Source organism: Campylobacter concisus (genome assembly GCF_902460545.1).
In the GTDB taxonomy this organism is placed as follows: Bacteria; Campylobacterota; Campylobacteria; order Campylobacterales; family Campylobacteraceae; genus Campylobacter_A; species Campylobacter_A concisus_AE.
Window position 1 is genome coordinate 28,265 of sequence record NZ_CABPUE010000011.1, and the last position, 25,972, is coordinate 54,236.

The 25,972-nt window shown below is 36.8% G+C and carries 27 protein-coding genes; 22 read left to right on the forward strand and 5 right to left on the reverse strand.

All coding sequences use genetic code 11. The features are described 5' to 3' along the window. Positions 1 to 254: 254 nt before the first annotated feature. From FZ949_RS08225 to FZ949_RS08275, 11 genes are all read left to right on the forward strand, one after another. The gene (locus tag FZ949_RS08225) at positions 255 to 824 is read left to right on the forward strand and encodes a 4Fe-4S dicluster domain-containing protein (protein WP_021091760.1); all 570 of its coding nucleotides are present in this window, start codon (positions 255 to 257) and stop codon (positions 822 to 824) included. Between the two features lies 1 nt (position 825). After that, positions 826 to 2,793: a proton-conducting transporter transmembrane domain-containing protein gene (locus tag FZ949_RS08230; RefSeq protein WP_148790334.1), complete on the forward strand. Its 1,968-nt coding sequence runs from the start codon at positions 826 to 828 to the stop codon at positions 2,791 to 2,793. 9 nt (positions 2,794 to 2,802) lie between these two features. Continuing rightward, positions 2,803 to 3,723: a respiratory chain complex I subunit 1 family protein gene (locus tag FZ949_RS08235; protein WP_084041928.1), complete on the forward strand. Its 921-nt coding sequence runs from the start codon at positions 2,803 to 2,805 to the stop codon at positions 3,721 to 3,723. Position 3,724: 1 nt separating this feature from the next. Further along, positions 3,725 to 4,369 (forward strand): hydrogenase 4 membrane subunit, encoded by a 645-nt coding sequence (gene hyfE, locus FZ949_RS08240; protein WP_072594544.1) that lies wholly within the window; start codon positions 3,725 to 3,727, stop codon positions 4,367 to 4,369. Between the two features lie 2 nt (positions 4,370 to 4,371). Next, positions 4,372 to 5,853, forward strand: a complete 1,482-nt coding sequence (locus FZ949_RS08245) for a hydrogenase 4 subunit F (RefSeq protein ID WP_087584171.1) — start codon at positions 4,372 to 4,374, stop codon at positions 5,851 to 5,853. Beyond that, positions 5,850 to 7,586, forward strand: a complete 1,737-nt coding sequence (locus tag FZ949_RS08250) for a hydrogenase large subunit (RefSeq protein WP_148790335.1) — start codon at positions 5,850 to 5,852, stop codon at positions 7,584 to 7,586. The genes FZ949_RS08245 and FZ949_RS08250 overlap by 4 nt, the downstream gene beginning before the upstream one ends. Further along, on the forward strand, positions 7,583 to 8,122 hold the full coding sequence (locus FZ949_RS08255) for a formate hydrogenlyase complex iron-sulfur subunit (RefSeq protein ID WP_054197155.1): 540 nt from the start codon (positions 7,583 to 7,585) through the stop codon (positions 8,120 to 8,122). Before FZ949_RS08250 ends, FZ949_RS08255 begins: the two co-directional genes overlap by 4 nt. Beyond that, positions 8,119 to 8,943: an NADH-quinone oxidoreductase subunit B family protein gene (locus tag FZ949_RS08260; protein WP_021091627.1), complete on the forward strand. Its 825-nt coding sequence runs from the start codon at positions 8,119 to 8,121 to the stop codon at positions 8,941 to 8,943. Before FZ949_RS08255 ends, FZ949_RS08260 begins: the two co-directional genes overlap by 4 nt. Then, on the forward strand, positions 8,940 to 9,284 hold the full coding sequence (locus tag FZ949_RS08265; RefSeq protein WP_021091884.1) for a formate hydrogenlyase maturation HycH family protein: 345 nt from the start codon (positions 8,940 to 8,942) through the stop codon (positions 9,282 to 9,284). Before FZ949_RS08260 ends, FZ949_RS08265 begins: the two co-directional genes overlap by 4 nt. Then, entirely contained in the window at positions 9,284 to 9,730 is a 447-nt protein-coding gene (locus FZ949_RS08270; RefSeq protein ID WP_021091859.1) for a hydrogenase 3 maturation endopeptidase HyCI, read from the forward strand. Before FZ949_RS08265 ends, FZ949_RS08270 begins: the two co-directional genes overlap by 1 nt. A gap of 162 nt (positions 9,731 to 9,892) precedes the next feature. Further along, positions 9,893 to 10,759: a formate/nitrite transporter family protein gene (locus FZ949_RS08275; protein WP_072594540.1), complete on the forward strand. Its 867-nt coding sequence runs from the start codon at positions 9,893 to 9,895 to the stop codon at positions 10,757 to 10,759. Positions 10,760 to 10,839: 80 nt separating this feature from the next. On the opposite strand, the gene FZ949_RS08280 is transcribed toward FZ949_RS08275, so the two are convergent. Together FZ949_RS08280 and FZ949_RS08285 are read right to left on the reverse strand one after the other, a co-directional pair. Beyond that, positions 10,840 to 11,478 (reverse strand): Crp/Fnr family transcriptional regulator, encoded by a 639-nt coding sequence (locus FZ949_RS08280; protein WP_103580451.1) that lies wholly within the window; start codon positions 11,476 to 11,478, stop codon positions 10,840 to 10,842. Positions 11,479 to 11,626: 148 nt separating this feature from the next. Further along, positions 11,627 to 12,040: an acyl-CoA thioesterase gene (locus FZ949_RS08285; protein WP_021091795.1), complete on the reverse strand. Its 414-nt coding sequence runs from the start codon at positions 12,038 to 12,040 to the stop codon at positions 11,627 to 11,629. Between the two features lie 90 nt (positions 12,041 to 12,130). Here FZ949_RS08285 and ciaB point away from each other — a divergent pair, with 90 nt between their 5' ends. Next, positions 12,131 to 13,972 carry an invasion protein CiaB gene (ciaB, locus tag FZ949_RS08290; RefSeq protein ID WP_103580683.1) on the forward strand — a complete coding sequence of 614 codons (1,842 nt, stop codon included), beginning with the start codon at positions 12,131 to 12,133 and terminating at the stop codon, positions 13,970 to 13,972. 720 nt (positions 13,973 to 14,692) lie between these two features. Continuing rightward, a complete protein-coding gene (locus FZ949_RS08295; protein WP_262367794.1) occupies positions 14,693 to 16,309 on the forward strand; it encodes a putative bifunctional diguanylate cyclase/phosphodiesterase in 1,617 nt (538 codons plus the stop codon). Here the strand turns inward: FZ949_RS08295 and FZ949_RS08300 are convergent. Further along, positions 16,302 to 16,841: a hypothetical protein gene (locus FZ949_RS08300; protein ID WP_107953960.1), complete on the reverse strand. Its 540-nt coding sequence runs from the start codon at positions 16,839 to 16,841 to the stop codon at positions 16,302 to 16,304. The two genes, FZ949_RS08295 and FZ949_RS08300, sit on opposite strands and share 8 nt — an antisense overlap. A 367-nt stretch (positions 16,842 to 17,208) precedes the next feature. Between FZ949_RS08300 and FZ949_RS08305 the strand changes: the two genes are divergently transcribed. Then, the gene (locus tag FZ949_RS08305) at positions 17,209 to 19,287 is read left to right on the forward strand and encodes a bifunctional diguanylate cyclase/phosphodiesterase (protein ID WP_262367796.1); all 2,079 of its coding nucleotides are present in this window, start codon (positions 17,209 to 17,211) and stop codon (positions 19,285 to 19,287) included. Here FZ949_RS08305 and FZ949_RS08310 read toward each other — a convergent pair. Further along, entirely contained in the window at positions 19,284 to 19,472 is a 189-nt protein-coding gene (locus tag FZ949_RS08310) for a hypothetical protein (protein WP_021091806.1), read from the reverse strand. The genes FZ949_RS08305 and FZ949_RS08310 overlap by 4 nt on opposite strands. A gap of 129 nt (positions 19,473 to 19,601) precedes the next feature. Here FZ949_RS08310 and dut point away from each other — a divergent pair, with 129 nt between their 5' ends. After that, on the forward strand, positions 19,602 to 20,297 hold the full coding sequence (dut, locus tag FZ949_RS08315) for a dUTPase (RefSeq protein ID WP_103579770.1): 696 nt from the start codon (positions 19,602 to 19,604) through the stop codon (positions 20,295 to 20,297). Then, entirely contained in the window at positions 20,294 to 21,034 is a 741-nt protein-coding gene (locus tag FZ949_RS08320) for an EI24 domain-containing protein (protein ID WP_103579771.1), read from the forward strand. The genes dut and FZ949_RS08320 overlap by 4 nt, the downstream gene beginning before the upstream one ends. Positions 21,035 to 21,052: 18 nt before the next feature. Here the strand turns inward: FZ949_RS08320 and FZ949_RS08325 are convergent, their stop codons facing one another. After that, positions 21,053 to 21,574 (reverse strand): ATP/GTP-binding protein, encoded by a 522-nt coding sequence (locus FZ949_RS08325; protein ID WP_103579772.1) that lies wholly within the window; start codon positions 21,572 to 21,574, stop codon positions 21,053 to 21,055. 84 nt (positions 21,575 to 21,658) lie between these two features. Between FZ949_RS08325 and FZ949_RS08330 the strand changes: the two genes are divergently transcribed. The 6 genes from FZ949_RS08330 (at position 21,659) to accA (ending at position 25,754) form a co-directional block, all read left to right on the forward strand. Next, positions 21,659 to 22,027, forward strand: a complete 369-nt coding sequence (locus FZ949_RS08330) for an L-arabinose ABC transporter (RefSeq protein ID WP_258033393.1) — start codon at positions 21,659 to 21,661, stop codon at positions 22,025 to 22,027. Next, on the forward strand, positions 22,028 to 22,447 hold the full coding sequence (locus tag FZ949_RS08335; RefSeq protein WP_103579773.1) for a pyridoxamine 5'-phosphate oxidase family protein: 420 nt from the start codon (positions 22,028 to 22,030) through the stop codon (positions 22,445 to 22,447). 58 nt (positions 22,448 to 22,505) lie between these two features. Then, positions 22,506 to 23,249 carry a 3-oxoacyl-ACP reductase FabG gene (gene fabG, locus FZ949_RS08340; protein ID WP_021083753.1) on the forward strand — a complete coding sequence of 248 codons (744 nt, stop codon included), beginning with the start codon at positions 22,506 to 22,508 and terminating at the stop codon, positions 23,247 to 23,249. Positions 23,250 to 23,337: 88 nt separating this feature from the next. Next, positions 23,338 to 23,571 (forward strand): acyl carrier protein, encoded by a 234-nt coding sequence (gene acpP, locus FZ949_RS08345; RefSeq protein WP_021091725.1) that lies wholly within the window; start codon positions 23,338 to 23,340, stop codon positions 23,569 to 23,571. 34 nt (positions 23,572 to 23,605) lie between these two features. Continuing rightward, entirely contained in the window at positions 23,606 to 24,817 is a 1,212-nt protein-coding gene (locus tag FZ949_RS08350; protein ID WP_148790338.1) for a beta-ketoacyl-ACP synthase II, read from the forward strand. 1 nt (position 24,818) lies between these two features. Next, a complete protein-coding gene (gene accA, locus FZ949_RS08355) occupies positions 24,819 to 25,754 on the forward strand; it encodes an acetyl-CoA carboxylase carboxyl transferase subunit alpha (protein ID WP_103579775.1) in 936 nt (311 codons plus the stop codon). Positions 25,755 to 25,972 lie beyond the last annotated feature (218 nt).

The following is a 25,972-nucleotide window of genomic DNA, read 5'->3' on the forward strand; positions in this document are numbered from 1 at the left end:
GCAAATAAATATACCTAAAAATCGATATTAAATAGATAATCTTAAAAATATATAAAATAAAAATTTAATTCTAAAAATACAAAATTTGTCAGATAGATGACGGAATTTATTCATTGTAAGTTATAGAATTATTACAAAAATTAGGAAGGAGCGTTTGAGATATTAAATAAAAATTTAACTATCTCTATTTTGGTGACTAACCATCACTTTAAAAGTGAGCAGGGCAGTTTAGCCTTGTTTAATGGGAGGAATTTATGAAAAAACATAAATTTGTGATTGCCGATTATAAACGCTGTATAGGATGTGCGACCTGCATGGCTGCATGTTTTAAGAGCGCTTATGAACGCGGCAAGCTGTCACGTGCAAGGCTAAGTGTGCTAAGAGAAGCTACTGGCGTTATGCCAACTCAGTGCAGACAATGCGACGATGGTCCTTGTGCGAATGTGTGTCCAACTGGGGCATTGCGATTTAATGATAATTGCATCGAGCTTCACGAGGAAATTTGTATAGGCTGTAAGATGTGCACGATCGCTTGTCCTTACGGTGCGATAAGCTCAAGTGCAGAGCTTATGCCTTCAGTAAATTATGCTGTCGAGCCAAAGTACAACCTTGAGATAGAGTCACAATCGGGTGCAAAAAATATCGCTGTTAAATGCGATATGTGCTTTGGTCGTGAAAATGGACCAGCTTGCGTTGATGTCTGTCCAACGAGTGCTCTTGTTATGATTGATCCAGAAGAAGGCAAACATAAACTTGGCAAGAGGATAGACTATGAAGCAGCGAATAAATTTGCTACTAAAATTTTAAACGGACAAGGAGCATAAGATGACTACGGTTTATATGCTATTTCTTGTAAGTGCCGTCGTTAGCATCTTGCTTTATTGTGCTCCAAAGGCCGCTGTAAAGGTTGGTTTTGGACTAAGCGCTTTAAGCTGTTTTTACGCGATGTGTCACTTTGTTGCAAATATGGGAGTAAGCGATAGCTTTGCCCTTATGGATGGCTTTTTGTATTCGCCAAAATTTGCGCTAAATCCACTTGGAAATTTCTTTAGCTTTGTTGTTGTTTTCATCGGATTTGCAAGCAGCGTTTATGGTATGAGCTATGCAGATGAGTACATCAAAAAAGCAAACATTGGCGTATTTGCATGTTTGTTTAATACTTTTATACTCTCAATGCTTCTAGTAATTAGCGCTGATAATGTATTTTGCTTTGTTGTTTTATGGGAGCTTATGACTCTTATTTCATCATTTCTTATCATCGTCAATGATGGTAAAAATACACTTAAAGCGGTTATGGTATATCTTGGCATCGCACAAATCGGTGCATTTTGTATCACCTGTGGTTTGCTTATCACAGCCTACTATGCAGGAAGCTTTGACTTTAGTGCATTTATGGGCGTTAAGATGCCATTTGGCGCTTCTGCTGCTGTATTTGCACTATTTTTGGTCGGCTTTGGTAGTAAAGCTGGTATGTGGCCATTTCACGTTTGGCTTCCACAAGCTCACCCAGCAGCCCCATCAAACGTTTCAGCCCTTATGTCAGGCGTTATGATTAAAGTTGCTCTATTTACATTAGTTAAATTTACACTTTACTTGCCACTTAGCACATATTTTGGACTTACTATACTTGCTCTTGGTGCAGCTAGCTCACTATTTGGTGTTTTATACGCTCTTTGCCAACACGACTTTAAGGCCTTGCTTGCTTATCACTCAGTTGAGAACATAGGCATCATCTTGCTAGGTCTTGGCACAGGAATTTATGGCGTTGCAGCTGGAAATTTAACACTTGCAGCAGTAGGTTTTCTAGCAGGTTGCTACCACGTAGTTAACCACGCTATATTTAAAGGTTTGCTTTTCCTTTGCGCTGGATCAGTCATCCACGCTACTCATACGCAAAATATGGACATCCTTGGTGGTCTTGCTAAAAAGATGCCATGGACAAGCCTTGGTATGTTTATAGGTATCATGGGTATTGCAGCTTTGCCTCCAGTAAATGGCTTTGTTTCAGAGTGGTTTACATATCAAGGTATGCTTCAAGGTGCGATGGGCGAGGGAACATTAGTTAGATATGCATTTACGCTTGGCGTCGTAGCTCTTGCGCTAACTGGCGTTTTGGTCGGTATGCACTTAAAACTTTACGCTGTTATCTTTGCAGGTACTCCAAGAGATCAAAAAATTTGGGAAAATGCTAAAGAGAGTCCAATAGGCATGGTTCTTGGCATGATCATCCTAATGATAGGCTGCGTTGGCTTTGGCCTTGGCGCAAACTACATAGTTGATTACATCATGCAAGCTGTAAATTCTATCGCTATAAGCGACTATAAAGCCAGCCTTGGTGCTATAAATGTAACTTCACCTATAGGCAGTATGATCTCAACTCCGCTTATCGCTTTAGTTTTATGTGCGACTATGATTTTACCATTTATCATCCTTGCTGTTATGAAAGCAAATAGAGATAAACCACGCGAGACTGATCCTTGGGCATGCGGCTTTAAATATAGCTCACGTATGCAAATGACAGGTGGCCCATTCACTGGCGACCTTAGAAAAATTATGCAATGGCTATTTAGAGCTGATAAAAAGATCGTTACTAGAAATTATTTTGACGCGGTTGAATATCACAACCATCCAAAAGATATCTGGTGGGGAATGTTTTATGAGCCAGTCATTAAATGGTGTATGAAATTTGCCGATAAACTAGGCATTGTTCAAAGCGGATATACAAACATATATACACTTTATATTCTAGTTTATTTATGTGCCATACTTGCTGTGGGCTACTTTTTAGTTTAGGAGACGAAAATGCAAACTATACTTTTAATGATATTTCAAGTAGTCGTTATCGTTTTGGTAGCTCCTTTGTTTGATGGTATGGCAAGAAAACTAAGAGCTAGACTTCAATCAAAACAAGGTAGCGATTTCTTTCAAACATATCGCGATATTATAAAACTCTTTAGAAGAGGAAGAACCGTCCCTGAGTGCTCTCACTGGGTATTTAGATGGGCTCCATTTTTCCTTTTTGCAACTTCAGCTGCAGTACTAGCTGCTATACCTATAACATATAGCAAAGATACTGTTTTTGGAGCATATTCAGATATATTTGTGATCCTTTATCTTGGCGCATTGCTTAGATTTGTATTTGGTGCAGCTTCAATGGATAGCGGCAACCCATTTGCAGCAACAGGCGGCGGCAGGGAGCAAATGCTAGGCGTATATGTCGAGCCAGTTATGATCATGTGCCTAATCGTAGTTATGCTTGCAGCTAAAACATCAAATTTAATTGAGATCCAAGAGATGGTAAAAACCGGTGTTATCGGATATCAAATCCCAAGCTTTGCCGTAGCTTCTATCGCATTTTTATGGTGCATGTACGTTGAGACCGGCAGAAAACCATTTGACGTAGCTGAAGCTGAGCAAGAGCTTCAAGAAGGATTGCTTGGCGAGTATGCAGGTAGCGACCTTGGTTTAGTTCAAGCATCACTTATATTAAAACAGTTTGCTATGATCGGACTTTTCCTAACTATATTTGAGCCATGGAATTTTAGTAATCCTTTCTTAGCTATTATCGTTTTTGTGATAAAAACTGGAGTATTTTACGTAGCGGCTGTCTTTATAGACAACTTTGGTCCACGCTTTAAAATGACTTCATCTTTACGCAAAAATGCACTTGGTGCACTTGCTATCTCGTTTGTTGCACTAACACTTTATGTAGTAGGAGTGTGAGATGCAAACACTTGATATTTTAGCCATTTGCATGATCGTAACTTCGCTTGCGGTTTTTGGTCTTAGAAGCTTAAAACTCTCAATCATCGCTTATGCGATTGAGACACTACTTTTAGTTAGTATATTTTTCTTGTTATCTGAGAAATTTAACGCCGAGCAGCTCAAAACTTGGGCGATCGTTGCCTTTTTTACCAAAGTTTTACTTGTGCCAGGAATTTTATTCTGGCTTATCAAAAAACTTGGCGTAGTTAGCGAAGATGAGCCAGTTGGTGGATTTTTTGTAAGTCCTGTTATTGCTATGGGATTTTCTCTAGCTCTTTCAATGAGTATCCACCCTATATTTTTAAAATTCTCTCTTATCAAAGAAGAGATCATGCTAATCGCAGCTGGAACGGTCTTTATGATGGGAATTTTTGGCTTCATGCTAAGAAACTCATTTATAAAACAAATTCTAGCTTACTGCTTGTTTGAAAATGGTATCCACCTAAGCCTTGCTCTAATGGCTTATAACTCACATGAGTTAGTCGAGCTTGGAATTTTAACAGATGCGATATTTGCCGTTATCATCATGAGCGTCTTAGCGATTAGATTTTATAAAGCTTATGATAGCTTAGATACTTCTAAAGCTTCAAATTTAAGGGGTTAGAGATGGATAGTTTAGCTTTAATACTTATCTTACCGCTCCTTGGTGCTTTGGTCTTGTTTTTGAGTCCTAAAAATTATGCGGTATTAAGCGGACTTCACGTTTTGTTTTCTGCTGCGACATCGGTGGCTTTACTTAACAATGTTCTTAAAGTCTTAAGTAGCGGAACTTTTTATAGTTTTGATAAATTTTTGTTTTTAGATAGCTTAGGCTGTGTTTTCTTGGTGCTTATCGCTGTAACTGGATTTATAGTAAATTTCTACTCTATCCACTACATGAGATGGGAGCTTGAAGATGGACACATCCACTTAAGCGATCTTAAAAAATATTATGCACTAAGCCATGTATTTATCTTTACAATGACTTTAAGCGTTATTTGCAACAACGTTGCGTTTATGTGGGCAGCTATCGAGGCAACAACTCTTGCTTCAGTATTTTTGGTCGCTATCCACAAAGATCAAAAATCAACAGAGAGTGGTTACAAATACATTGTTCTTTGCTCAATCGGTCTAGCATTTGCACTTTATGCGACTGTTCTTTTATATTCAGCCACATTTAGCACTCTAGGAGATGGCGAAGCTTCTATGCTATTTTCAAGCATAATGGCAAATGCTAAAAATTTAAACCCAGATGCAGCAAAACTTATCTTTGTATTTGCTCTAATTGGTTTTGGTACAAAAGCTGGTCTTGCGCCAACTCATACTTGGCTACCAGATGTTCACGCTGAAGGTCCAGCGCCTATCTCAGCTTTGCTTTCAGGCGTACTTTTAAAATGTGCGATGCTAGCACTTTTAAGATACTACGCTATCACAGCTCAAGCTGTTGGATTTAGCTTTGTTGAGGGCATAATGATCGTTTCAGGAACTATCACTCTTTTTGTAGCGGGATTTTTCCTAATCAGACAACACAACGTAAAAAGAATGTTTGCATATCACTCAATCGTTCACATGGGTGTTATCGCATTTGCACTTGGTGTTGGCGGTAAATTTGGTCTATTTGCAGCGATATTTCACTGCTTGGCTCACAGCTTTACTAAAGCTCTTGCGTTTTGCTCAACAGGCAATATAGCAAGAATTTATGGCCACAAAGATATGAGTAAGATGGGCGGCATGGTTAAGATCGCTCCGATCACCACTATAATGTTTGGCGCGGCTGTTTGCTCACTAGTTGGTGTTCCAGCATTTGCTATATTTGTTAGTGAATATAACGTCTTTGTAGGAGCTATCACAAGCGGTCAATACATCGCAGTTGCGCTATTTGCTATTGCACTTGCAGTTATTTTCATAGCTGACTTTGCGCACTTTAACATGGCAAGCTTTGGCGAGCCAAAAGGTGTGGTTGTTCATAATAAAGAGATGAGTTTATTTGAAAATTTACCTCTTATAGCACTCTGTGCCCTTATCATAATCTTTGGCGTATGGCACGTAGATAGCTTTTATACGCTAGTAAATAACGGTGTTAATATAATGATGGGAGCTTTAAAATGAGAGGCGATAAATTTGTTGAAATCCTAAAAACAAAGGTAAAAATTTTAGAAGTAACTCGTCAAGCAGACGATCAGATCACAGTTTTGGTTGATAGAAATGATCTTCCACTAGCTGTTAAAACGCTTTACTATGATATCGGCGGCTTTATAAGCACTATGATACCAAATGACGAGCGCCAGATAAATGGCAGCTTTGCTCTTTATTATGCTCTTTCAATGGAAGGTAGCAAGATGACTGAGGCGGACGACTTTGCGCCTGAGGACAAGTGCTTTATCACTGTTAAAACTCTTATCCCAGGAAGCGATCCGACATTCCCATCTGTTACTCCGCTAGTGCCAGCTTGTGTTTGGTACGAAAGAGAAGCTTATGATATGTTTGGTTTGGTAGCCGAAGGTTTGCCTGATAAAAGGCGTCTAGTTTTAAGTGATGACTGGCCAGATGGACTTCATCCACTTAGAAAAGATGCGATGGATTATCGCTACCGCCCTGATCCAGTTGACCATAGAGATGAGCCTGATTCTGAGTTTTTGTTTCCAACAGGTGATGCAGTAGTTGATGTGCCACTTGGACCATTACATATTACTTCAGATGAGCCAGGTCACTTTAGACTTTTCTGTGACGGCGACGAGATCATCGACGCTGACTACCGCCTCTTTTATCAACACCGCGGTATGGAAAAGCTAGCTGAAAACAGAATGAACTATGATCAAATGGGCTATCTTGCAGAGCGCGTTTGTGGAATTTGTGGTTATGCTCACGCTATCGCTTGTATTGAAGCAGCAGAAAAAGCTATCAAGCTTGAAATTCCACTAAGAGCTCAGGCTATACGCGTCATCTGTCTTGAGATCGAGCGTCTTCACAGCCACCTTTTAAATATCGGTCTAGCTTGTGAGGTCACTGGTAACTACAACGCTTTCATGCACATCTTTAGGGTTCGTGAGTACTCTATGGAGCTAGCTCAGCTAGTAACTGGCGGACGTAAAACATACGGTAACGTCGTTATGGGCGGCTTAAGACGTGATATGACAAGCCACGAGATCAAAAAAGGCATCGAGATCATAAATAAACTTGACGTTCAAATTTCAGAAATTTGGGACGCAGTTATGGAGGATAAACGCCAAATCGGACGCTGGAAAGGTGTAGGTATTCTAGATCGCCAAATAGCACGTGACTTTAGCCCAGTTGGTCCAAATATGAGAGGCTCTGGCTTTAAACGCGATAACCGCTACGATCACCCATACGACTTTTTTAAACAGATAGAATTTGAAGTAGCAGTTGAGCATGGTTGCGACGTTTTTGCTCGTGAGATGGTTAGATATAAAGAGCTAAAAAGCTCTATCCACATCATCCGCCAATGCTTTGAGCTAATGCCTCAAACTCCGATCATGATCGATCCTGTGACTATGATCAAACCTGAAAATTTTGCACTTGGTCATGATGAAGCACCACGTGGCGAGAATGTTCACTGGATCATGCAGGGCAGTGCTCAAAAAGTATATCGCTGGAGATGTAGAGCGGCTACTTATAACAACTGGCCAAGCCTAAGATATCAATTCAGAGGCAACAACATAAGTGACGCTGCGCTTATCGTTTGCTCACTTGACCCTTGCTACTCATGTACAGAGCGTGTTACATTAGTCGATGTAAGGACTAAAAAGAGCAAAATTTTAACAGAGAAAGACCTTAAAAAATTCTGTCAAGATGGCGGGGTTAGTAAGAAGGATTTAAGATGATGAAGTTATTTGACATCACAGAAAAATATGGAAAGGCGACATACGCCTATCCATTTGAGCCATATATTGTTCCTGAAAATTTCCGTGGTCAGCCAAACTATACATACGATCTTTGCATAGGTTGTGCAGCTTGCGGTATCGCTTGCCCTAGTAACGCAATAGAGCTTAAGATGAACGAGGAGCAAACAAAGCTTGTTTGGGAATTTGACTGCGGGCGCTGCATATTTTGCGGTCGCTGCGATGAGGTTTGCCCAACTGGAGCTGTAAGACTTAGCGATAGCTTTGAGCTTGCGGTTAAATTTGACAAGAGTGCTCTTATACAAAGAGGCGAGCTTGAGATGCAAACTTGCAAATGCTGCGGCAAGCCATTTACACCAAAAAGGCTTATAAATTTCACCCTTGAAAAGCTTGGCACAGCAAATTTACTCCCAGGCAGACTTGAAGAGGCAAAAGACTACCTTTATATCTGCCCAGAGTGCAAGAAAAATCAATCTGCTGAGAGGCTAACAAAAGGCATTGAGGAGGCTATAAAATGAGTCTATATCAAGTCCCAGAGGACATAAAAACAGCAAATGATCTAACTGCAAAGCTAGAGCATCTAAAAAATATCAAAAGAAGCTTTAGCGTTTATAGGATCGACTGCGGAAGCTGTAACGGCTGTGAGATAGAAATTTTTGCAGCTATTACACCGATGTGGGATCCTGAGCGTTTTGGTTTTAAACTTGTAGCAAACCCAAGACACGCTGATATTTTGCTTTGTACTGGTCCTGTAACAAGACAGATGTATTATCCGCTTCTTCGTGCTTATGAAGCGACTCCAGATCCTAAGATCGTAGTTGCTCTTGGTGCGTGCGGAAGCAGTGGCGGAATTTTCCACGACGCTTATAGCGTTTGGGGCGGCATCGATAAGATAATCCCAGTCGATGTCTATATCCCAGGCTGTCCTCCACACCCAGCAAGCATTATTTACGGCCTTGGCATGGCTCTTGGTATCATCGATCAAAAACTTCATAAAAAAAGCTATGAGGAAGATAACACATTGCCACCTTCAGTTGAGAAGTCGGTCATAGGCGATATCTTGTTCGAGCGTGACTTGCAAGCTGAAAGCAGAAGGCTAATGAGCTATATCTTTGGTAGAATCCTTTTTGAAAAATATATGAATGCTATCAAATGTTCAAAAGATGTCCATGACCCAAGCATCTCAAGAGAGGCTGTACTTACAGCTATTAAAAAAGAGGAAGATCCTAGATATGCTGAGTGCATGGGGCTTTTGCATAATGATGTCTATCTAAAATATGCAAAAGCTGATAAAAGCTTTGCGATAGACGTTGATAGCGAGGTTTGGAGTAAAAGATGATACAAGTTTATAAGCTTACAAAAAGGCATATGGACGACAACGACAAGCTTCCACGCGAGCTAAAGGAGATAAAAATTTTCTCCACTTGCGTGGGACATGGCGTTGGCACGATTGATTTTAGCGAGAAAATTTTAGAGCTAAGCGATGAGGAATTTGACGAGATGATCAAAAACTCAGGCGAATACGTGAAATTTAAGATCGGAAATTTAAGCAAATATTTTGAAGTTGAAATTTTTGCCGAGCATATCGCTAAACTCTTGCCGCAGCTTTGTGAGTGTAAGCTTAAAGAAATTTTGGCAAATTTAAAAGAGGGATATATCGTGCTTAGGAAGGATTTTTGATGAAAAAAGCCATCCTTTGCATCGGTAATCCTATGCGTGGCGATGATGATGTGGGTAATGAAGTCGGCCGCATCGTAGAAGCTGAGCTAAAAGAGTGGAAGGTCTTTTTTGGGCAAGATGTGCCTGAGAATGAATTCTCAGCTATTAGAGAATTTGCACCTGATATCTTGATAGTAGTCGATGCGATGAGCGGTTTTGACGAGGATAAGATAGAGTTTTTTGACCTAAGTGACGATAGAGACTACATCTACTCAACTCACAACCTCCCAACGCCAGTGCTTTTAAGCTATTTGCGTAAAATTTGCCCAAAGACGCTTTTTCTTGGCATTAGCGTTTTGCTCGAAAATGTCTTAAATTTTGAAGAGGGACTAAGCGAGCAGGCTAAAAAAAGTGCAAGAAAAGCATTTTTAAGAATTGTAGAGATTGATAAAAATTTAGTCGGTTAAATTTAGCAAATAGCTAAATTTAATCTTTTGGTTGCTAAAGACAAAAATTTGCTTTTAATCGCAAGCAGTGATTTGACTTTAGTGATTTTGCAAAGTGTTAAACTTTGGTCGCAAAGATGAGCTTGGCTCATGTGCGAGATTGAAAATAAAAAGGAGAATGTGATGTTAAATCCGGCAGAAACCGCTCAAGCGGTCTCAAGCTCTATGGAGCATAAGGCTCATATGCCGCTTACTAGTATTATTTTTCTTGCTATCATGGCTGGAGCTGCTATTGCTATGGGTGATATTTTTTGGGCTCACTCAACAGTTGGTATGGCTGAAAACCAGTCTATTGGTCTTTCAAATTTTATCGGCGGTATCACATTTAGCTGTGGTCTTATGATGGTTGTCTTTTATGGCGGACATCTTTTTACAAGCTCAGTTTTAAGTGGCGTTAGCGCATATGAAGGAAAGCTAAAACTAGGTAAGACTATCGGATACTGGGCTATCGTTTGGATATTTAACTTCGTTGGCGGCGCATTGATCGCTTATATGTACTACTACTCAGGCTTGCCACTAAAGTATGATGGCTACATCTTGCAGCACTTTATACCAGCTGGTATTGGCAAGATCACAGCACCATTTCATGAGCTATTTATCCGCGGAATTTTTTGTAATGTCTTTGTTTGTATGTCTATTTGGACTGCGACAAGTGAGAGCAATCTATCTGGTAAATTCTTTGCCATTATGTGGATGATCGGCGCGTTTGTAGCTTGCTCTATGGAGCACTGCGTGGCAAATATGTTTATAATCACTGAAGCCATCATCTCAAAAGCTCACTATATAGCAGCAAACGGCGGAGATATCGCTGCTGCTGCTGCAGCTCTAGGACATGGCATCACGGCTGAAAAGCTAGAAGTTTTAAACTGGGGAAATTTTATCGGTAAAAACTTAGTTCCAGTTACACTTGGTAATATCTGCGGCGGACTTTTCTTTGTTGGTTTAGTTGGCTTTATGGCTAATAAATTCGATATGAAGAAAAAAGCTTAAAAATTTTTAGTCTTTGCTTTTTGGCAAAGGCTAATCCTCTAAGGCTACTCTTTGCTAGCCATTATAAAAATTTTTGATTTTTAGTTTGTGTAACTTTCAAGTTTTTCATAATCAATTATTAAAAACTCGTGTGGTGTGATCTTTCTTATGATGTCATCTTTTATAAGCTCATTAAAAGCAGTTGAAGCGCTTTGTCGTTTGAGCCCCACAAAGCTTGAGAGCACCTTTAGAGAAAATGGCAAAAATATGTAGTGATATCCATTTTGCTTTAGATCTTGCTCCTTTGCAAGCTCGATCAAAAAATTTGCAATCCTGCCTTTTGCATCTTCAAAAAGTATGGATTTTATGATTTGGCGTTGCACGATCACTGCATTTAGCACAGCTTTTAAAATTTCATCTGCGACATTTGAATTTGATAAAATTTCACTTATTTCGCTTAAGTTTATGGAGTAAATTTTTGCGTCTTCTAAAATTTCAAAAGCACAATTATCATCAAGAACAGCAATGTTATTTGATTCCAAATGATAAAGGATAAATTCCTCTCCATCTTCAAAAAATGAGAGCTTTGCACAGCCACTTTTTAAGATGATGATCTTGATCTCTTCTGCGTAGATGATGCTTGCTTTTGGTAGCTCTTTGTACTCAAATTTATCAAGCTCATTTTGAGTTAGGATCTTTGTGATTTGTGTTTGCAAAAGACCTAGACGTGATTTTTTCATTTTTCTCCCAAAAAATGTATAGAGCCTGATTTTACTTCACAAAGCATTTAAAGAAGTTGAAAAATATTGCTTTTAGTTTAAGAATTTCAATAATTTTTAAAAGTAGTATTAATTTTTTAATTTGGTTGCATAAATCGCAACCAAATTTTTAAAATCCATGAAGTTGTTTTAGCTTCTCATCGATTGGCTTTTTAAGTCCATCTTTCGTTACGCTTACGTAAGTTGCGGTAGCGCTTGTAACGTGTATAGTTTCTCTATATCCGCCCGGATTTAGCCTAAGAGCGGTTACTTCTATTTGCGTTGTTATCGATGTTTTGCCAACGGAGATGATTTTAGCGTAGCAGCTTAGCACATCGCCAACAAAGACAGGTTGTTTAAAGATGATCTCTTTCATAGAGATCGTCACAACGCGTTCAGGAGAAATTTCTCTTGCAGCTTGTGCACCTGCAAGGTCGATCTGACTCATTATCCAGCCACCAAAAATATTTCCAGCTGAGTTTGTATCTTTTGGCAACATAACTTGTTTTATGCGCGGCTCACCAAAATCCTTTAAAATATCCATTTTTTGCCTTTTAGATGTTAAAATTTTTGGTTGATTGTAGCAAATTTTAAGGCTTTATGCTAAAATCTTGCAACTTCAGGGGATGAAAAAATGAACGATTTTAAAAGATTAAATGAGCTTACAAAAGAGCAAAAAAATAAGTTAAATGCTATTTATAAAAATTTAGACGATGATATCATAAACGAGGCTGTTAAAATTTGCGGCCTTGCTGGCACACCAAGCCAGAAACTAGCTCTTGCAAGAAGGATAGTAGATCTTAAAGTTGATCCGCTTCAAAATGAGCTAAAAAAGCTAAATTTAAGCGAAGGCGATCAAAAACGAGTGCTAAATTTGATCTATGGCTACGTTAGAAATTTATATGAAAATCTGCACGCCAAGCTTTTAGAAAGGGCCAAAGAAGAGAAAATTTTAGATCCATTTAACCAAGCCTTTGTGCAGGCGATGCATGAGCTTGGTCTAAGCCTAAATTCGTGGCAAATTTCATGGCAGGATCGTATTATTGACACTACAAACAAAGAGTTTGAGGCTAAATTTAAAGATCTAAGCCAGGCAAATGGGTTTATTACTAAAAACGGCTTATTTCAGTGCGACGCTAGTGGCGCTAGGGCTGATAGAACGTATGGCGCGGTAGTAAAAGAGGGCGAGAAATTTAGCTTTTTGCCTTATGCACTTGCCTTTAAAGATGAGGTAAAAGAGCTTAAAAAAGTCTTTGCAAAAAACCTTAAAATTTTAAGAAATTTAGCCAAAAACGACGAGCAAAAATCTTACGTAAAATACCTTGAAAAGCTACAAAACGCCTTTTGCGAAGAGGACAATGCAAAGGTGATAAACGCTTGGCAAGAGGCTGAGATAGCGTGGATGGATGTAAAAGGCGCACTTCAGCCAGGCCATCCTCTAGAGTACTACGAGGATGCCTACACGCACGCGGTTGCGCTTGAGTGGGATATCAGGCTGGTTGATAGCGAGGGCATTGATGAGCATAATTTTAAAGAAAAAGTGGCAAAAACTTATAAGAGCGTTTGCGAAAAGATCAAGTTTGATAACGCTGAGACAAATAAGGCAGTTAGCGAAAATATCGCTAGGACGCAGCTTTATATAAGCGTACCGATGATCTATTACGGCGCGGAGCTAAACGGGCTTTTTAGCGCTCAGGTCGTGCCAAACGATGAGAGCGTTAGCGCAAAATGCGGCAAGAAAATTTTTGCCTTTGTAAATCATGTCTATGAAAGCGCAAAGGCAAAGCCATTTATGAAGCTTGGGGCTGAAATTTTTAGCAAGGAATTTTTGGATTTTGGTAGGGAAATTTTATTTTTAAAGCCAAAAATTTGGAAAAAAGTCTATGAAATCTCAACAATCGGTCATGAGTTTGGACACATCCTCTTTATCGGACTTGATACTGAGATGAGCATGAATAAAAGCGGCGTCTTTAAATTTATAGAAGAGTACAAGGCGACAACTGGTGGACTAGTAAATTTTTTCTTGCACGAAGAGGCGGAGTATAAAATGGCCGTCTTTCATGAGCTAATAGCCCGTGCTGTTGGGCTTATCGCGTGGCGAAAGGTCGATGAGGTGAGGGCGTATTACTGCGAGGGACTCATACATCTTAGTTTGCTTTTTAGGGCTGGTGTGCTTAAATTTGACGGCAAGCTAAGCGTAGATATGAGCGAGCAAGCTTACGCTAAATTTAAAGAAATTTGCTTAGAAAACTACTACGATCTAGCGCAAACATACGCTAAAAAAGATGATGCGAGCACGTTTTTGGAGAAATTTTGCCAAAAAGATGAACTAAGCTATCTGCCAAAAGATGAAGAGTGTAAGAAATTTGTTGAGCATTTTTACGCTAGATATGAAGCTATCGGCAACGACGTCGCTGATAGTGGTGAGTGGCAAAGGTGGCAAAGTTTAGCCAAAAAGGCAGAGAAAGATATATAAAGACGGAACATGATAAGTAAAATAAGCAACGAAAATCAAGTATCTTTTTTATTTATGTTGATACTTTTTTGTGTATATGTTGTTAGTTATTTTATTGCTAGTGGTTTTTATGAAGACATAATTACTACCCTATTTGATTTTATGATCACATTATTTATCTTTTTAAAGCTAAAAGAGACAAGAAATTTAAAAACATATTGGATATATATATTACTAGGCCTTACTTGTTGGGTAGCATCAGACACTATGTGGATGCTATATGATAAGGTTGATTTTCTTAAACAATTTCTTTCTAAAGTCAATTTTATACAAATCTCATACGTAGTTTCATATTTTATGTTTGCATTTTCCGCTTTTTACATTTTGATCAAAAATTTGAAAAATTTATTTTTAATGCAAGTATTTGTGGACTCAATTTCTATTTCCGCAATATATTTTAGCTTTATGTGGTTTATGATTTTTAATAGAAATTTAACTCAAGTTTTAAGCCAAAAAGATTTTTTTAATCTAAGTTACATCGCCATAGATTTATTTATGTTTTGTACTTCATTTGTTGCGTTTTTTTCACTTAAATTTTCAAAAAGAAGACTATCTATACTTTTATGCTTGATAGCGCTTATTGTAATAAGCACTTATGACATTTTTACCACTACAATGGATTTTTGGATAGATGAAATATCCTTTTCTGGATACGACATTGTATTTAAGAGTTCATTTTTTATGTTGTTTGTTGCCACACTTCATTTAAGAGAGGGTGAGGCAAATCTAAAATTTAGGGCACTCAGAAACGATTTTGATAAAATTTTAATACAAAAGCTATTTGTTTTCGCCGTATTTTTGACGATTATGATCTTGTACTCTTGGAAGATAAATTTGACATGGTTATTTTCTATTTTAGTTACTTTGCTTGCATACGGAGCATTATCTTATACATTTTCTAATGTTAGAAAGATGGATATTTTAATTAAACGTGAAATACATATCAAAAAAGTGTTAAATAATCAGATAGAAAGTAAAGTAAAAGAGCTTGAAGAGACAAATAGGCACCTACAAAGGATCAGTAAATATGATTATTTGACAAATGCTCTAAATCGCCAGTATTTTATCGCAAGGCTTGAAGAGATGATAAAGTCAAAGGCGCTTGGCGAAAAGATAGATATTTATAGTATTGACATAAACCATTTTAAAGCGATAAATGACTCGTATGGGCATTATATCGGCGATGATGTAATAGCAAAGTTCGCTTTAAATATTGAGTCAATATTGCCACCAAACGATTCCTTATTTGCAAGATCTGGCGGAGATGACTTTATCGTTGTTGTCAAGCAAAATGAAAATGTGCATTGCAGGGAATTTTTACATTATCTACTAAAAGCTATTTCAGAGCCAATCGTTATAGATGATTATAAAATTGTACTTGATGCGAAAATAGGGATTAGCTCGACACAAACTAGTGAAATTTTGGCTGATGATTTTATCATGCAATCAGAAGCAGCACTAGAAGCAGCAAAGAAAGATGCATCTGAAAAGTACGTTTTTTATAGTGATATAAAAAGCATTATTCAGGATAGAAACTACATAGAAATATTGCTAAATAGCATAAGCTTTGATGAAGAATTTGAGCTAAAATTTCAGCCCCAATATCTAATAGAAGGTAAAAAAATAGTAGGAGCAGAGGCTCTTGTTAGGTGGAACTCTCCTATAAAAGGTCCGGTAGATCAATCAAAATTTATCCCAATAGCCGAACAAAGCTCTATTATCAATGCGATAGGAAAATGGGTGGCAAAAAATGCTATAAAACAAATGGCCTTTTGGAATGAGAAATATAATATGAATCTAAAAATAGGTATAAATATCTCGCCAAAACAGATTGATAATATAAATTTTGCATCTAAATTTTTAAGCTATATAGATAGATACGGCATCGATCCATCTTGTGTAGATGTTGAGATCACTGAGGCCAGCCTTGTCAATGCCGAAGAGATGATGCAAAGTGTGTTATCTGAGCTTTCAAATAGAGGAATTTGCATCTCTATAGATGATTTTGGTACAGGTTTTTCATCGATGAGTTACATCAAAAAATATCCTATGAGTCGCCTAAAGATCGCTAAAGAGCTGATAGATAATATTGCTATAAATGATATAGATAAAGACGTAGTAAAAAGCGTTATAGCTTTAGCTAAAAATGTGGAGCTAAAGACTATCGCTGAAGGCGTCGAAGATGAAACCCAGCTTGAAATTTTAAGAGAGCTTGGATGTGATGAGGTGCAAGGGTATCTTTGGGGCAAGCCAATGAGTGCAGAGGATTTTGAAAAGCTTATAATAAGCGCTATTTAAGCACGCTCTTTGCACTAAAATTTTCAAATTTCAAAATATCTTTATCGCAAAGTTTAGCTAGCTCATTTATCATTTTTGAGCTAGCTTCATCTTTTGGGATTATTAGATGAATCTTTTCTTCTAAAAAAACGATAAAAATATTTTTGAGTTCATAAATTTCACTAACTTCATTTAGGTCAAATTTTTCATTTTCTTTGGGTTCGCTTTCATAATAAGCTAGAAATTTCTCATTTACTTCAAAATTCATTTGCTTTTGAACGTCTGAAATTTCAATTCTCTTTAATGCAGCTATACGACTTCTTTTTAAAAAAATAGGATAAAAAATGATCCAAAATATAGCAAAAACAGCTCCAATAACAGTAAAAATTTTACTTTTTAATAGCATATCAGCAACGAAACCAGCTATGATGGCTTCAGTAAATATCATAAATGTGTTTATAAAATACTGCTTTCTTGCCGCCTTTGAGAAAAATAAGATAAAAGATTTATAATCTATTAAATTTTGTCCATTTATGACGATATTGCACTTCATAAGATACCTTTGTGAATTTTAAAATTTTTGGGAAATTATAACCAAAAGCAAAGTCAATTTTTGTATAATTTGGACTATTTCTTAGGAGAGGGACACTATTTTTTTAATATCAAAATCATCTATAACTGGCATGCGAAAATGGATCTTAGTTGCAGTTGTAGCGCTATTCGTATTTGCACTATTAGCATCTTTACTAGACTATAATCTAATTGGAAAAATATCTATTTTGCTTAGTTTCTTTATGATAACTTTTGGCATTTATACTTCAATGGATAAAGTAAAAACCAAAATAACGCATTGGCTTGCAATATGTTTTGGTGTTTTTTTATGGTCTATTTGCGATGCATTAATGGTGTTAAATCAAGATGTGCTATTGCGGGCTCATAGTTCTTATGCGTATCTTGATGTGTTTTTTATGTTGCCGATGATATCTATTTTAGCTGGCGTTAGTATATTTTTGTATTCAAAATTTGCAGCCAGTCAAGAAAAATTAGCCATCATTATGGATAGCATAAGTGTCTTTTTTTTAATAGTAATTTTAATATATGGTATTTTTGACGAAATAGATATCTTATCGATGATAAATAATAGATCAAATATCGTTTTTCTCTCTATTGTAGTCATAAATTTTCTTATACTTTTTATTACTTTAAGTGAGATTTTTACAAGCAGCTTGCTTCATATAAAAATTAGTGGCTTTTACCTTATATCGGCTAGTATTTTATTTACGATGCTAAATTTATTTATTTTTTATAGTCAGATCTCAAATGTAAATTTTGGCCATAAAATAGATTTTTTATATATCGTTCCTTTCTTCTTCTTGATGATAGGAGCTTTTCATTTAAAAGCTAAAAATGAGTATGTTACAAATACCGATAAAGATATCTCAATAGGATCAAAATGGCTACCAATAATAATAGTTTTACCTTTGCTATTACAAGAAGATCTAACATCTTTTAGTGCGCTCATCTCACTTTTTGTTTTAGTTGTAAATGCTATTGTTAATTACTATGTTAAAAGCTCTATTGCAAGTAGAAAAATATTAGATTATGAGAGAAATCTTCATAGAGAGATGGAAAAGTCGATGCATGAGCGAACCAATGAACTTATGCTCGCAAATTTAAGACTTCAAGATATGTCTGAGAAAGACTATTTGACAGATCTTGGCAATAGAAATTTTATAGTAAATGAGCTTGAAAGAATGTGTAAAAGCATTTCTGAAGATGAGGAAATCGCAGTTTATTATATAAATTTAAGCCGTTTTAAAAGCATAAATACATCTTACGGGCATGAAATAGGCGATAGAATTTTAAAATTAGTTGCAAAGAGAATGCTTGAAGTTTGCAATAGGCAAGAAGCCATAGCAAGGATTAGTGCGGACGAATTTATCGTACTAGCAAAAATGGAGATAAATAGTCATACAAAACGTTTAAATCTTGGTATTGCCTTAAAAGATGTTATTGAAAAACCAATTCAAATAGATAGATATCACTTTGGGCTTAAGTGCATAATAGGCATAGACGTAGCAACAAAAAATAGCACGGCAAATCCAAGAAATATTATAAAAAATGCAGATATGGCAATGTATTACGCCAAAAAAAATCCAGCTTTAAATCCTATGGTTTATAACGATAAAATTAGCAATGAAATGCACCTAAGCTCAAGTATCGAGATCGCGCTTAAAAAAGCTAATTTGCAAGAAGACCTTCATGCATATTTTCAACCAATATTTGATCTAAAAATCGAAAAAATGATCTACGCAGAGGTTTTTTTATATTGGAAATCAGAAAAATTTGGCTTGATGGAAGCAAGCAATTTTATGAAAGAGGTCAATGTAAATAGTGATATCTTAAATGATATTTGCTCGCTTTTGGTTTCAAAGACTATAGAGTATGTAGATAGATGGCAAAAAGAAAAACTCTTGATACCAAAAATAAGTATAAATGTTGCACAGATTCAAAATAAATCAGAAAAATTTGTTTTAGACTTTGTTTCTAGCTTACGCTCACACCATATAAATCCAGGGCTTTTTGAAATAGAATTTGGCGAAGAAATATGGACAAATAATTCTAAGACGCTTGATAAAATTTTTTCTATTCTCAAAGAAAATAATATAGATGTTTGTATAGATAATTTTGGCTCTGGATATACTTCATTTATTTATATTAGAAAATATGGTGTTAAGCGTATAAAAATAGCGAGTGAATTTGTTGCTCAAGCATCAAATAGCAAAATAGATGCACAAATCGTATCTGCAATTATTGATTTAGCAAAGGCAATGAAGATAAAAGTTGGCGCAAAAGGCGTAGAAAAAGAAGAAGATATTCATTTCTTAAAAGAGCTTGATTGTAACGAAGTGCAAGGACTTTTTTTATCTCGTCCTATGAGTGCAGAAGAATTTGAAGACCTTGTAAGACAAGATCCTCAAATGATAGCTAAAGCTTAAATTTCAGCCTTTATCTCTTCGTTTGATTTTACGACCATACCTGAGCCATGGATCACGCTTGGAACACAACTGGTGCAGATATCAACTTCTTCGCCATTTTTATGAGCGTGGATAAAAACTGCATTTGTATCATCACTGCTTTTTAGTCCGCAAACATTGCAAACCACTAGATCTTTTTCTCTCATTTTTTCTCCTTTGAAATTTTTGCCTATTTTAGCTCCTAAATTTTATACATAAAATGATTTAAGTCAAGCTTACCTCGTGGCATTTAATAATTTTTTGTTATAATCCTTTAAAATTTTTAAAGGCCTAAAATGAATGAAAGAACGATTATTTTAGAGATGTTAAAGATGCAGCAAAGTCTAAATGATGAGACAAATGGGCTTGGCTGGGAAAATGGTTATACTAATAAAAATAAATTAATCAGCTGGAGGCGCTGCATATATATGGAGTGTGCTGAGCTGATTGATAGCTTTGCGTGGAAACACTGGAAGAGCATAGATGCTAAGACTGATGAGCAAAATTTACGCATAGAAGTTGTTGATATTTGGCACTTTATAATGAGTCTGGCTCTGCAAATTTATAAATCAAAACAGCTTGGAGATATAGAAACTTTAGCCGATGATATTTGCCAATCAAGCGGTTTTAGTGAGTTTTGCAAAGAGCCATTAAGGATCGAAGACGAGAGCATTTATGAGATAATGAATGACGTTGAGATGCTTATACATGAGTGCAGCGGATTTGACTACGATATATTTGATATTTTAAAAATTTACTTCTCTATGTCTTTAAAATGTGGAGTAAATTTATACTCGCTTTATGAGTGCTACATCGCTAAAAACGTGCTAAATCGCTTCCGTCAAAATAATGGCTACAAAGAAGGCAGCTATAAAAAAAATTGGAACGGACGCGAAGATAACGAAGTGATGAGTGAAATTTTGTCAAATGGCGTTAGTAAGATAGGTGAAATTTACGCAGCACTTGAGCACGAGTATAAAAAGGTGAAATGATAAACCTTCTTCGCCTTGGCTTTAAAGATTTTTTTACAGCCAAATTTATAGCGCTATCCATCTTGCCACTTTGTCTTAGTATTTTTAGTCTCACGTGGCTTACGATCTGGAGCGGCGGTGAGATATTTGATCTTTTAAGTGATAGCGCCAAAAACGAAAATTTTACCTTTTTAGAGCCAAACTCGGCGCTCTCTTTTATTGCTATTAAAATTTTAAGCTTTAGTGCCACAAAATGGATAGTTGGCATACTTTTTTACGTTTTAAGCACCTTTTTAACGGTCATCATTAGTATTGTGATCGCTCTAATCGTAGCTGGCTTTTTAACGCCGGTTGTAGCCAAAGAGATAAACAAAAGGCACTACAACTACGTGCTTAAAAGCGAGGCTAGCACGGCTAGAGTGCTAAAGGTGATGATGATTGAGATCTTGAAATTTCTTGGGATCTTGCTCGTTTGCTTGCCACTTTTGTTTGTGCCAGTTTTAAATTTCTTCATCATCAACGTGCCATTTTTTTACATCTACTATAAGCTTTTACTCATAGACGTTGGCTCAAACACTCTTGATAGTGATAAATTTGAGCTAGCACTGCTTGAAGGTGGCGGGATAAAATTTATAGCTTTTACACTTTTGTTTTATCTCATCTCGCTTGTGCCGCTTGTGGGACTATTTTTTCAGCTTTATTTCGTGATAGTCTTGTCACACCTCTTTTTTGAGAAAGAAGCACTTATAAAAATTTAGAGCCAAAAGGCCCTAAATTTACGCATAGTAAGATACTTTGTTACTCTCATCAAGTAATGTGTCAAATAGCCTTTTTGTAGCACTTAGTAGATTTTTATTTGCATTATTTTGAGCTAGAAGTTCGTCAAACATCTTTAGCATATTGTCATTTATGAAATTTTTGTGATTTAGATCTTTTGCGTCAGGCAGCATTTGCTTGATCTTGTTTGAAAGATCGCTTATGCTTTGGCTGCTACCCGCGATCTTGTCGCCCTCTTTGACGTTTTTCATAAATTCATCAACTTGTGGGCGAATTTGCTTCATTGCCTCTTCGATCTCTTTCATATCTTGCTCGTCTATGCCGTTTCCTTTATATAAAAACTCATAGCCGTATTCGTGCGTGAGAGTAAGACTTCTTTGGCTTGAAGTACCATCTTTCTGGCTTGAAAACTCCAAACTTTTGTTGTCATACATCGAAAAGCTTATCTCATCGCCTGAGCTAGTCTTCATCGAAAAGCTCATGTTGTTGTAGCTTCCTTGAGAGTAAAAATTTGTTTGCATTTTTAAATCCTTTTGGTGCTAAATCGGCAAATTTTTAATTTCATAAAGCAAAATTTTGTAAAATGCGTCAAAAAAGGACGGGCGATGTGTTGTTTTGGGACTAGGATCTTTTTGCTTATGCTTATCACTGTTTTAAGCTTTGGCTTTGCTAGGCTCTACCCAGTTTTACCAGTCGTTGGCTATTATTTAATACTTGCGAATCTACTCTCAATTTTTATGTTTTCGCTATTTTTTAAAGGGCTTTTGCCAAGCTTTGTAAAGGTTAATGCGATCCACTATTTTTCGCTAATTGGTGGCTTTTTAGGAGCATTTTTAACGATGCTTGTTTTTAAAAAAGTTACAAAAGATAAATTTACTCTAATAGAGCTTATTATTTTTACGCTTTGGGTGCTAATAATCGCCATAGTCATCTTTAAATTTCAAGCCATTCTTGACATTTTTAGGGGAATTTAGATGGATGAGAGGATAGTAAAATTTTTAAAAAAGATGCATCTTGCAAGTGTTTGCACCATTGATGATGAGGGGCAGCCTTATGCTTTTAGCGCATTTTACGCCTTTGATGAGCTAAATTTTAGCCTTTTGTTAGCTAGCTCTGATGATAGCTCACATGTTAAATTTTTAAAAAACTCAAAGCTTGTTGCTGGTACGGTCGCTCTTGATACAAAGATCGTTGGCAAGATAGAGGGCGTACAGTTTCAAGGAGTGATGAGCGAGGCTAGCGCAAGTGAGCGAGAAATTTACTTTAAAAGATTTTTTTATGCAAAAGCAATGGATCCAAAAATTTGGTGTATAAGCCTTGAAAAACTAAAATTTACAAGTAATGTTCTTGGTTTCGGCAAAAAGATAAAGTGGGAAAGAAACGATAAAATTTAGACGTTAAGCTTATATAAGCTACAATCGTTGAAAAATTAGAAAAAAATAAGGAGAATTTATGAAATTTAGCGGAAAAAACGTACTAATAACAGGCGCAAGTAGAGGTATCGGCGCACAGATCGCAAAGACGCTTGCAAATATGGGCTTAAAAGTGTGGATAAACTACCGCTCAAAGCCTGAGATAGCAGACGCTTTGCAGGCTGAGATCGAGCAAAATGGCGGCAAGGCTGCTGTAATAAAATTTGACGCAACAGACGAAGATGAGTTTATAAAAGGTATAAATTTGATAGTTGATAGCGACGGCGAGCTAAGCTACCTTGTAAATAACGCCGGCATCACAAATGACAAACTAGCGCTTCGCATGAAAACTAGCGAATTTACAGATGTGATAAATGCAAATTTAACTTCAGCTTTCATAGGATGTAGAGAGGCCTTAAAAGTGATGAGCAAAAAGCGTTTTGGAGCGGTCGTAAACGTCGCTTCTATCGTTGGTGAGATGGGAAATGCTGGACAGGTGAATTATTCAGCCAGTAAGGGCGGACTAATCGCCATGAGTAAGAGCTTTGCAAAAGAGGGTGCAAGCAGAAATATACGCTTTAATAGCGTAACTCCGGGCTTTATTGAGACTGATATGACACATGGGCTAAGTGATGAGGTGAAAAAAACTTATAGTGATAATATCCCGCTAAAACGTTTCGGCAGTGCTAGTGAAGTAGCTGAGGCGGTTGCATTTTTACTAAGCGATCACGCAAGCTACGTAACTGGTGAGACGCTTAAAATAAATGGCGGACTTTATATGTAATGAAATTTCAGACAAGTTTTGAAATTTAAAATAAATAAAAGCGTAAATATTATAAGATAACAGACATTTTTTATAAGGAGACCTTAAAATGGCAGTATTTGAAGACGTAAGAGACGTAGTTGTAGAGCAACTAAGTGTAGATCCACAAGCAGTAAAATTAGAGTCTAAAATCATTGAGGATTTAGGCGCTGATTCACTTGACGTTGTAGAGCTAGTTATGGCTTTAGAAGAGAAATTTGAAGTAGAAATTCCTGATAGCGAAGCAGAGAAATTAATAAGCATTCAAGACGTTGTAAATTATATAGAAAAACTAGGCAAATAATTTAAATTTGCACAGTTTGATTTAAGGAGATGTATTGAAACGAGTCGTTGTAACTGGTATAGGCATGATAAACGCACTTGGCCTTGACAAAGAGAGTTCTTTTAAGGCTATTTGCGAGGGTAAAACAGGTGTGAAAGAGATCACGAGCTTTGATGTAAGTGACTTTCCTGTTAAAATTGCTGCCGAGATAACTGATTTTGATCCAAATAGCATTTTAGACGGCAAAGAGGTGAAAAAAGTAGATCGTTTCATACAGCTTGGCATAAAAGCATCTAATGAAGCTATGGCTGATGCGAATTTTAAAGAGTTTGATGCTCATAAATTTGGCGTTAGCTCGGCAGCTGGCATAGGTGGTTTGCCAAATATTGAAAAAAATTCAATTACATACTTTGAAAAAGGCGTAAAGAGAATTTCGCCATTTTTCATCCCATCTGCACTTGTAAATATGCTAGGTGGCATAGTTTCTATAAATCACGGACTTAAGGGTCCAAATTTGTCTAGCGTAACAGCATGTGCAGCAAGCACTCATGCGATATCGCAAGCTGCAAAATGTATAATGGTCGGTCAAGCTACAAATATGCTAGTTATCGGTGCTGAGTCTACTATTTGTGGTGTAGGTATAGGCGGCTTTGCAGCAATGAAAGCTCTCTCAACTAGAAATGATGAACCAAGTAAGGCGTCGAGGCCATTTGACGCAAATCGTGATGGTTTTGTAATGGGTGAAGGAGCTGGTGCACTTGTGCTTGAAGAGTATGAATCAGCTGTTGCAAGAGGTGCTAAAATTTATGCTGAAGTAGTTGGATTTGGTGAGAGCGGAGATGCACACCATATCACATCACCAACACTTGAAGGTCCATTGGGTGCGATGAAACAAGCGCTTGATATGGCAAAAGGTTTAAAGATAGATTATGTTAATGCACATGGTACTTCAACGCCTGTAAATGACAAGAATGAAACTGCGGCATTAAAGGCAGTTTTTGGTGACAAATGTCCACCAGTTAGCTCAACAAAAGGTCAAACCGGACACTGTCTAGGTGGTGCTGGTGCGATCGAGGCTGTTATATCTATAATGGCAATGAGAGACGGCATCATCCCTCCAACGATAAACTACGAAACTCCTGATCCGGAGTGCGATCTAGACTACGTTCCAAATAAAGCTAGAAAAGCTGATATAAAAGCTGTTATGAGCAACTCATTTGGCTTTGGCGGCACGAATGGTGTCGTGATATTTAAAAAGTTGGATTAAGATGTCAAATTATTTAGATTTTGAAAAGAGCATAAAGCAAATTGATGAAGACATAGCAAATGCTAAGATCAGAGGCGATGAACATGCTGTTGAAATTTTAAATAAGAATTTATCCAAAGAGATATCAAAAGTATATAAAAATTTAAACGAATATCAACGTTTACAACTTGCTCGTCATCCAGATAGACCATATTCTATTGATTATATTAATGCGTTTTTGAATGATGGATATGAGATTCATGGAGATAGAGCATTTCGAGATGATCCAGCGATAGTTTGCTACATCGGCTATATCGGAGGCAAAAAGACTGTCGTTATAGGCGAGCAAAAAGGCCGTGGCACTAAAAACAAATTAAGAAGAAATTTTGGCATGCCTCATCCTGAGGGTTATCGCAAAGCTCTTAGAGTTGCAAAAATGGCTGAGAAATTTAATCTACCCATTTTATTTCTCATAGACACTCCAGGCGCATATCCAGGTGTTGGAGCTGAAGAGCGAGGACAAAGTGAAGCCATAGCTAGAAATTTGTTTGAGTTTGCAAATTTAAAAACTCCAATAATTGCTGTTGTCATAGGCGAAGGTGGAAGTGGTGGCGCTTTAGCTATAGGCGTGGCTGATAGACTTGCTATGATGAAAAATTCTGTGTTTTCAGTTATTTCACCAGAAGGCTGTGCTGCAATACTTTGGAATGACCCAGCTAAACAAGAACAAGCTACAAAATCTATGAAAATAACAGCTGATGATTTAAAAAGTCTATCACTGATTGATGCTGTTATAGATGAGCCGATAAATGGAGCCCATAGAGATAAAGATGGTGCTGCAAAAGCACTTGCAAATTATTTTATTTCAGAGCTAGCTGAGCTTGAAAAGCTTGATATAAATGATCTTGTAGCAAAAAGAATAGAAAAAATTCTCTCTATCGGAGCATTTGAAGAATAAATTTATAGTCACAACAATTTTATAAGAATGCTTATTAAATTTGTTTGTGGCATCATCTACTAAAATACTAAAATAATTTAAAAATCGGTATAAATTTAATCGATTTAGTAGCCATAATTTTTGCACTAGCTTTTTTGTCTTTAAGATTTAAACACTAAAATTGTTAATATCAAATCTACATAAAGAGTATTAATGAATAAATTTCAAGAAAAATATAT

Coding starts and splice junctions, on each gene's coding strand:
- fabG (WP_021083753.1), top strand. CDS start 22,506: ATGAAATTTAGCGGAAAAAACGTACTAATAACAGGCGCAAGTAGAGGT.
- FZ949_RS08225 (WP_021091760.1), top strand. CDS start 255: ATGAAAAAACATAAATTTGTGATTGCCGATTATAAACGCTGTATAGGA.
- FZ949_RS08270 (WP_021091859.1), top strand. CDS start 9,284: ATGAAAAAAGCCATCCTTTGCATCGGTAATCCTATGCGTGGCGATGAT.
- FZ949_RS08295 (WP_262367794.1), top strand. CDS start 14,693: ATGTTGTTTGTTGCCACACTTCATTTAAGAGAGGGTGAGGCAAATCTA.
- FZ949_RS08330 (WP_258033393.1), top strand. CDS start 21,659: ATGTGTTGTTTTGGGACTAGGATCTTTTTGCTTATGCTTATCACTGTT.
- FZ949_RS08280 (WP_103580451.1), bottom strand. CDS start 11,478: ATGAAAAAATCACGTCTAGGTCTTTTGCAAACACAAATCACAAAGATC.
- acpP (WP_021091725.1), top strand. CDS start 23,338: ATGGCAGTATTTGAAGACGTAAGAGACGTAGTTGTAGAGCAACTAAGT.
- hyfE (WP_072594544.1), top strand. CDS start 3,725: ATGCAAACACTTGATATTTTAGCCATTTGCATGATCGTAACTTCGCTT.
- dut (WP_103579770.1), top strand. CDS start 19,602: ATGAATGAAAGAACGATTATTTTAGAGATGTTAAAGATGCAGCAAAGT.
- FZ949_RS08260 (WP_021091627.1), top strand. CDS start 8,119: ATGAGTCTATATCAAGTCCCAGAGGACATAAAAACAGCAAATGATCTA.
- FZ949_RS08320 (WP_103579771.1), top strand. CDS start 20,294: ATGATAAACCTTCTTCGCCTTGGCTTTAAAGATTTTTTTACAGCCAAA.
- FZ949_RS08265 (WP_021091884.1), top strand. CDS start 8,940: ATGATACAAGTTTATAAGCTTACAAAAAGGCATATGGACGACAACGAC.
- FZ949_RS08335 (WP_103579773.1), top strand. CDS start 22,028: ATGGATGAGAGGATAGTAAAATTTTTAAAAAAGATGCATCTTGCAAGT.
- FZ949_RS08235 (WP_084041928.1), top strand. CDS start 2,803: ATGCAAACTATACTTTTAATGATATTTCAAGTAGTCGTTATCGTTTTG.
- FZ949_RS08325 (WP_103579772.1), bottom strand. CDS start 21,574: ATGCAAACAAATTTTTACTCTCAAGGAAGCTACAACAACATGAGCTTT.
- FZ949_RS08285 (WP_021091795.1), bottom strand. CDS start 12,040: ATGGATATTTTAAAGGATTTTGGTGAGCCGCGCATAAAACAAGTTATG.
- FZ949_RS08275 (WP_072594540.1), top strand. CDS start 9,893: ATGTTAAATCCGGCAGAAACCGCTCAAGCGGTCTCAAGCTCTATGGAG.
- ciaB (WP_103580683.1), top strand. CDS start 12,131: ATGAACGATTTTAAAAGATTAAATGAGCTTACAAAAGAGCAAAAAAAT.
- FZ949_RS08245 (WP_087584171.1), top strand. CDS start 4,372: ATGGATAGTTTAGCTTTAATACTTATCTTACCGCTCCTTGGTGCTTTG.
- FZ949_RS08230 (WP_148790334.1), top strand. CDS start 826: ATGACTACGGTTTATATGCTATTTCTTGTAAGTGCCGTCGTTAGCATC.
- FZ949_RS08300 (WP_107953960.1), bottom strand. CDS start 16,841: ATGAAGTGCAATATCGTCATAAATGGACAAAATTTAATAGATTATAAA.
- FZ949_RS08310 (WP_021091806.1), bottom strand. CDS start 19,472: ATGAGAGAAAAAGATCTAGTGGTTTGCAATGTTTGCGGACTAAAAAGC.
- FZ949_RS08255 (WP_054197155.1), top strand. CDS start 7,583: ATGATGAAGTTATTTGACATCACAGAAAAATATGGAAAGGCGACATAC.
- FZ949_RS08250 (WP_148790335.1), top strand. CDS start 5,850: ATGAGAGGCGATAAATTTGTTGAAATCCTAAAAACAAAGGTAAAAATT.
- accA (WP_103579775.1), top strand. CDS start 24,819: ATGTCAAATTATTTAGATTTTGAAAAGAGCATAAAGCAAATTGATGAA.